Below are 6,664 nucleotides of genomic sequence, written 5' to 3'. Positions count from 1 at the left end.
CATAGAAACGAATATAACAAAGATATAACTATTCTCGCTTTCACACAAAAAAAGTTCCTTCCATATTTAAATGAAAGGAACTTTTATTTAGCATTTTATATCTCAAAAGATAAATTATTTCTTGAAGAAGTCCTGTACTTTTTCGTTAGGAACCATTTGTTCGTCAAAAACGTAAGCACCAGTTTTCGGAGACTTAACCATTTTGATAACCTTAGTATAAGAACGTCCTTCTTTACCTGTCTGAAGGGTTGCGACTGTTTTCTTTGCCATGGTCTGTTATTATTTAATTTCTTTATGAACTGTTACTCTTTTCAAAATCGGATTGTATTTCTTCAATTCCAATCTTTCAGTGGTATTTTTTCTATTCTTAGTTGTAATATAACGAGAAGTTCCCGGCATACCACTATCCTTCATTTCTGTGCATTCAAGGATTACCTGTACTCTGTTTCCTTTAGCTTTCTTAGCCATAGTCTTTCTCTCCTTTTAATTAACCAATAATTTTGATAGTTTTCCAATCACAATAACCTTTTGCTACCGCTTCGTTCAGCGCTGCATCCAGGCCTTTTTTGTTAATAACTCGCAAGCCGTTAGCGCAGATGTTCAGGCTAATCCAGCAATCCTGTTCTACATAGTAGAATTTCTTTGTAAACAAGTTCACATCAAAAGTTCTTTTTGTTCTTCTCTTAGAGTGTGAAACGTTGTTGCCTATCAAGGCTTTCTTTCCGGTAATTTGACAAATTTTCGACATTTCTATCTAGTTTTTATAGTTTTATTCCATGGTTCTCTCAAACGGAGTGCAAAGTAAGTGATTTTATTTTATATAAACAAATCTTTTTTCAACAAATTGAACTTTTACTCCTCTTTTCCTTGATTTTGGCATAATTCCAACAATAATTGGAGGGTTTTTGCCGTTGCAGCCTGAATATTTTTCTCACGACCTTCATCTTCGGTCAATTTAGCCGTAAGTACCGCATCTTTTGTTCCGGCTGCTACCCAAATCGTACCGACCGGTTTTTCCGGACTTCCTCCGCCAGGACCGGCAATTCCGGATGTAGCCATTGCATAATCCACATCCAACGCCTTGATGGCACCCTTTACCATTTCCACAACGGTTTCTTCACTTACTGCCCCATGTTGTTCCAGTGTTTCGGCATTTACATATAAATGCGTTTTCTTTACCTCATCTGAGTAGGCTATAATTCCACCTTTATAGAAACGAGAACTACCTGGGATAGCAGTTATGATGGCTGCCACGTTACCAGCCGTACAACTTTCTGCAGTAGCCAATGTATAGCCTTCTCTCCAGAAAATTTCACTTATCTCCTTACTTAGTGTTTTGGTTTCTACTGACATAATCTGTTTTCTCTAAATTGTTACTTAATGGTTACCCGTGAATAAGCGGGTTTGTCTATAGTGCAAAAATCCTTGTCCAAAAACTTATAATATCCCGTAATGGCGATCATGGCCGCATTGTCGGTAGTATACCCGAACTTCGGTATGAAAATGTTCCAGCCATATTTTTTCGCATGTTCACGGAAAGCGTTTCGCAGACCGTTGTTTGCCGACACTCCTCCGGCTACGGCCACTTCCTTGATGCCTGTATCCTTTACTACCTTACGTAATTTATCCATCAGGATGTCTACAATCGTTTTTTCCAACGAAGCAGCCAAATCCGTCTTATGATGTTCTACGAAATCGGGATCTTCTTTCATCCAGTCTCTGAGCGAATACAGGAAAGAGGTTTTCAGTCCGCTAAAGCTATAGTCATAGCCCGGAATATGCGGTTTGCTGAATTTAAAGGCTTCCGGATTACCCTGACGCGCCAGCTTGTCGATAATCGGACCTCCCGGATAGCCCAGCCCCATCACCTTGGAGCACTTGTCGATAGCCTCTCCTGCCGCATCATCGATGGTCTGTCCCAACACCTCCATATCATTATACGCATTCACACGGATAATCTGAGAGTTTCCTCCTGAAACCAGCAGACAGATAAAAGGATATTTAGGCTGTACGTTTTCACCGTCGGGTTCCTGAATAAAGTGCGCCAGCACATGACCCTGCAAATGGTTCACCTCTACCATCGGAATATCCAGCGAGCGGGCAAGTCCTTTGGCAAAAGACACTCCTACCAGCAAAGAACCCATCAGACCCGGTCCGCGAGTAAAGGCAATGGCACTCAAATCTTCCTTTGCCACTCCGGCACGTTTCAAAGCTTCATGCACCACCGGAACGATATTCTGCTGGTGTGCACGCGAGGCCAGTTCCGGAACCACTCCTCCGTAAGCTTCGTGCACCGCCTGGCTGGCAATCACGCTCGACAGCAATACGCCATCCTTTATCACTGCCGCAGAAGTATCATCACAAGAAGATTCTATTCCTAATATTATTGTACTCATAACGTTCTTCTATTATTAATAGGTCAATATTTCAAGTCCCTGCTCCGTCATCACAAAGGTATGCTCCCATTGTGCGGAAGGAAGCTCATCCTCCGTCACTACAGTCCATCCGTCTTCTTCGTCAATGAAGACTTCCCAGGTTCCCATATTAATCATCGGTTCAATGGTAAACACCATGCCCGGCACAAGCAACATACCTGTACCCTTCTTGCCAAAGTGTTCCACATCCGGTTCTTCGTGGAATTCCACTCCTACTCCGTGGCCGCACAAATCACGCACCACCGAGAATCCGTTCTTCTTCGCGTGTTTCTCTACGGCATGGCCGATATCTCCCACAAAGCCGAAAGGACGGGCCGCTTCCATACCGACTTCCAGACATTCTTTTGCCACACGCACCAGTTTTTCTTTCTGCGGAGTGGTTTTTCCGATAATGAACATACGTGAAGCGTCGGCATAATAACCGTCCAGAATCGTCGTACAGTCCACATTAATAATGTCGCCTTCTTCCAGAATTTCCTCTTCGCTCGGAATTCCATGGCAAACCACCTCATTAATGGAAGTACAACAGCTTTTCGGGAATCCCTCATACCCCAAGGTTGCCGGAATAGCTCCGTGATCGCGGGTATACTCATATACCAGCTTGTCAATCTCAGCCGTACTCATTCCTGCATGGATTTCCTTTTCCACCAGGTCGAGCACACCTGTATTGATGACGCCGCTACGACGAATTCCTTCAATCTGCTCCGGAGTCTTAATCAACTGGCGAGTCGGAACCAAATGCCCTTTATCCTGATAAAACAGCACTTTCTTGTCCAATTCCGTCAGTTCTGCCCCTTTGGGTACCCTCCAGTTTATCTTATGTCTCTTCATAATCGTCTTTTTTACTTATGTGCAAAGGTATAAGAAAAAAATGGAATAGCGTACGGGAAGCGATATAAAAAACGCTGACAATTTGCAGGCGCATTGTCACATTTCTGTAATATTATCATCAAAACAATTAATAGAAAAGGGAAATACGCTATTCCGATATTATTTTGTTAGCAGAAGATTTGTTACAAAAACAAATTTTATATCTTCGCTCAGCTACTACATTATTTTTGGAATTATGATGAACAAAAACCAAATCGGAACAAATGCGGATATCGTATGGAAACTCCTTTCCGACAATGCCCACTGGGAGTACGACAAGCTTAAACAGGCATCCGGCCTGTCAGACAGAGACCTGAATGCGGCTATCGGATGGCTGGCCCGAGAAGACAAAATAGATTTTGACATTGACGAGCAGCATGACCGCTTGTTTTTACATGTCAATGTCTACATCGGTTAACACAAAATACCATCAGAGAGAAGGCTCTGGTGGTATTTTGGTTTTATGTCAGACAATGCGGTTCACCGTCACATCAGGAAACTCATGAAGCATCATCAAGAGCAATCCTTCCTCATTCACTCTTTTCGCTCTGATTACCATTGTGATGCGATAGGCTTCATGGTTGTTCTCATACACCTTATTCATCTCGTAGGAGGTTATCTGAAAATTCTCGGAACTGAACTTGCCGGAAAGGGCTTTCAAGGCCTCGGAATTCTCTGCCGTAAGCTCGATAATCATGCTTCGCATTCCTATACTTTTAAAACAATAGCTAAGAACTTCCAGTCCAGCTAACACCAGGAAAGTGGCCAGAACACCTATCATGTACATTCCCGACCCTACCGCCAGTCCGATTCCGGCCGTGGTCCACACGCCAGCCGCCGTAGTCAATCCGCGCACCACCTGCTTCTGCAACAGGATGATAGTACCCGCCCCAATAAAACCGATACCACTGACTACCTGAGCGGCCAGACGACTCGGATCCAGGCGAACCAAATCCTTCTCCAGCACATCCATAAAGCCGTATTGCGACACTATCATCAGCAACGCACTGCCCAGTGCCACCAGGAAATGCGTACGATAACCCGCCTCTTTCGCCCGGTACTCCCGCTCAAGCCCGATAAGCACTCCCATCAGGCCGGCCACAAACAACCTTAAAGAAAAATCTACGTAAATATTCATATACTTTCAGCTAAAAGTTCTTTCCGAAAGATACGAAAAAAATAATATTCCTCCAACAATGGCCGACAAATGTCCGGCTTCAATGTGAAATTCAAAGACGATGACATTCTTCCCTTTTTCTGCATATAAAAAACCAGCCTTATGCTTTCAATTCACAAACGAATAAAGCACAAGACTGGTCGAAGAGCCTCTAAAGACTAGTATTAAAGTTTTTCAGGAATCAATATCCGGGATTCTGCTGCAAATTAGGACAAGACAATAAAGCCGATTCAGGCACAGGCAGGAACCAGTTCTTTGGAGTTTCGAAACCATCGGCCCGGAACTTCATAGAAAAGAGTCTGGCATACGGATATAGTTGCCCTGTACCATACAAATTCGATGAGAGGTCGATTATCTTGTTTTCTATTAACGTCACATCCGTATGTGCCATTCCATAAGAAGCAAGCAGTTCATTTACAAGCTGTAAGGCTTTATTTATCGTACCCATTTTAAAGTTTGCATAAGCTGCCATAATCAGCACTTCTTTATACAACAAGGGATGTATGTATTTTCCGTCCGCATAGAAATCACCATAAATCACTTCTTTACTTTCACTGGATGGCACCATAGTATGATCCAACTGAGGTTCAAGTCTGTAAACACCCGAAGCAATCACTTCTTCACAAGAATAAGCCGCTCCCTGCCAGTCCTGTCTTAGCAGATGAACCTTAGCCAGCATGACAGACAATGCATAACGTCGGTTTCCATTTACATACATTGACAAACTTTCCATCTGTTTAATCAACTGATCTTCCGGAATTACAGAACCGCGATCAACCATTTGTCCGTAATATCCATACAACTGGGTATACACCAGCGACAAATCCATCAATATGTTTTGTTTCAGCTCAAAATATTGTTCCTCAGTACTATTCGACAACATATCGACAAATTGATTACCCTTATTTACCAGGTTATAAGCTTTACTCCACAAGCTATCTGAAAGGCTCCCTACCTGAGAGTAGTCAAAATTCGCATAACCTTGTACCAATTTGCTCTCCGCTTCCACATTATACCGCATATAATCTGTCAGTACGTCTTTCCACGCCACGCGCACTGAATCGGCATCCGGAAGTTCTTCCGGCACTTCGGGTTCCGCAATATCTGTAGTCATATACACGGTCTTTGTAGATGATTTTACATCATCTACGTAGCCTACGTAATAAGGCAATTCAAAATCCACCTTATCCTCTTTGGTGTGCATTCCGTCAGCGTTCAAGTCCACATACATAAACTTTCCTGCATTATCTACGCCAGCCAGCAGGTAATTGTCATATTTATCACTATAGTCGGCCTTATATACATTGAACACGATTTGATTCTCTGTATGCTTGATTACGACCTGACCTTGCTCATCAGTTTTCCATACACCCAAAGAATCACCTTTCGTATAAATTCCCAATGAATCTTTTCCGACCTTATTCACTACTACCGCCACGTCTTTCAACGGGCTCTCAGAACTATTTCCCTGATTAATTGCATACACGTTAATCGTCGTTACATACACATTTACAGGCTCAGACTGCTGTTCCATCACTTCAGGTACTACGTACACATAGCTGTTGCCTGCCTGGATGGCTTCACCTTCTATCACTACTCCATTAATATAGATATCTTCGCCCGTTCTGGTCACATACAGGCTCTCACCGCTAATGCTTTCCAGCACTTTTCCGTCCGTCAGGTCCACCTTCCCGTAACGTCCTTTGGCAGTATGTCTCTTTACTGATGTAGAATCAAGAGCAGCACTTCTTGACATGGCGGCCGACGAATTACGTACGGCAAACACTGTCAATTCATCTTCTTCCAAGTCGGCCACATTTACGGTTTTCAGGACTTCCACAAAATCACTGATTTCATCGTTTTCTTCCAAGGCTGATACAATTTCCTTCACCTCTTCTTCCCCTTTTGAAGGTAGAGTAATCTCTGTTTCTTCCGAACATGCCGCAAATGTAAGGAGCATGCCAATCAGATAAAAATAAAATTTTCTCATAGTTTTAACTAGATAAAACATTAATATTAAACGTAATAGATTTTGCAAAGGCAGTTATATACTATCCTACACAACGGGTAGCATATAACTGCTCTTATTTTGCAGTTATATAGTAAGCATTCTATTTTCCGCCATGACAATTTTATCGGCTGTTTTTCAGCCGATAAAATTGTCATGGCGGAAAATAGTTTT

At 42.7% G+C, this 6,664-nt stretch carries 9 protein-coding genes; 1 reads left to right on the top strand and 8 read right to left on the bottom strand.

Translation table 11 applies throughout. The features are described from left to right. Positions 1-114: 114 nt before the first annotated feature. The 6 genes from WKT20_RS17200 to map form a co-directional block, all read right to left on the bottom strand. Positions 115-270 (bottom strand): DUF4295 domain-containing protein, encoded by a 156-nt coding sequence (locus tag WKT20_RS17200; protein ID WP_007558249.1) that lies wholly within the window; start codon positions 268-270, stop codon positions 115-117. Positions 271-279: 9 nt separating this feature from the next. Then, positions 280-468: a 50S ribosomal protein L33 gene (gene rpmG / locus WKT20_RS17195; protein ID WP_005841291.1), complete on the bottom strand. Its 189-nt coding sequence runs from the start codon at positions 466-468 to the stop codon at positions 280-282. Positions 469-487: 19 nt separating this feature from the next. Then, positions 488-748, bottom strand: a complete 261-nt coding sequence (gene rpmB / locus WKT20_RS17190) for a 50S ribosomal protein L28 (RefSeq protein ID WP_007558239.1) — start codon at positions 746-748, stop codon at positions 488-490. A gap of 104 nt (positions 749-852) precedes the next feature. Then, positions 853-1,353, bottom strand: a complete 501-nt coding sequence (locus WKT20_RS17185; protein ID WP_007558237.1) for a CinA family protein — start codon at positions 1,351-1,353, stop codon at positions 853-855. Positions 1,354-1,373: 20 nt separating this feature from the next. Beyond that, on the bottom strand, positions 1,374-2,396 hold the full coding sequence (gene tsaD, locus WKT20_RS17180) for a tRNA (adenosine(37)-N6)-threonylcarbamoyltransferase complex transferase subunit TsaD (protein WP_022053950.1): 1,023 nt from the start codon (positions 2,394-2,396) through the stop codon (positions 1,374-1,376). Between the two features lie 15 nt (positions 2,397-2,411). Next, positions 2,412-3,266, bottom strand: coding sequence for a type I methionyl aminopeptidase (gene map, locus WKT20_RS17175; RefSeq protein WP_007558235.1), 855 nt, complete (start codon positions 3,264-3,266; stop codon positions 2,412-2,414). A gap of 238 nt (positions 3,267-3,504) precedes the next feature. Here map and WKT20_RS17170 point away from each other — a divergent pair, with 238 nt between their 5' ends. Continuing rightward, a complete protein-coding gene (locus WKT20_RS17170; protein WP_118244701.1) occupies positions 3,505-3,723 on the top strand; it encodes a winged helix-turn-helix domain-containing protein in 219 nt (72 codons plus the stop codon). Positions 3,724-3,771: 48 nt separating this feature from the next. Here the strand turns inward: WKT20_RS17170 and WKT20_RS17165 are convergent, their stop codons facing one another. After that, positions 3,772-4,443, bottom strand: a complete 672-nt coding sequence (locus WKT20_RS17165) for an MgtC/SapB family protein (RefSeq protein WP_118166301.1) — start codon at positions 4,441-4,443, stop codon at positions 3,772-3,774. A 220-nt stretch (positions 4,444-4,663) separates the two neighbouring features. Beyond that, positions 4,664-6,472, bottom strand: coding sequence for a fasciclin domain-containing protein (locus tag WKT20_RS17160; RefSeq protein WP_340417792.1), 1,809 nt, complete (start codon positions 6,470-6,472; stop codon positions 4,664-4,666). Positions 6,473-6,664: the final 192 nt, after the last annotated feature.

The organism is Phocaeicola sp. ICN-14070 (assembly GCF_037892625.1).
GTDB classification, from domain to species: domain Bacteria; phylum Bacteroidota; class Bacteroidia; order Bacteroidales; family Bacteroidaceae; genus Phocaeicola; species Phocaeicola plebeius.
Note: the sequence above shows the minus strand (reverse complement) of the source record. Positions and strands in the feature narration are given on the sequence as shown.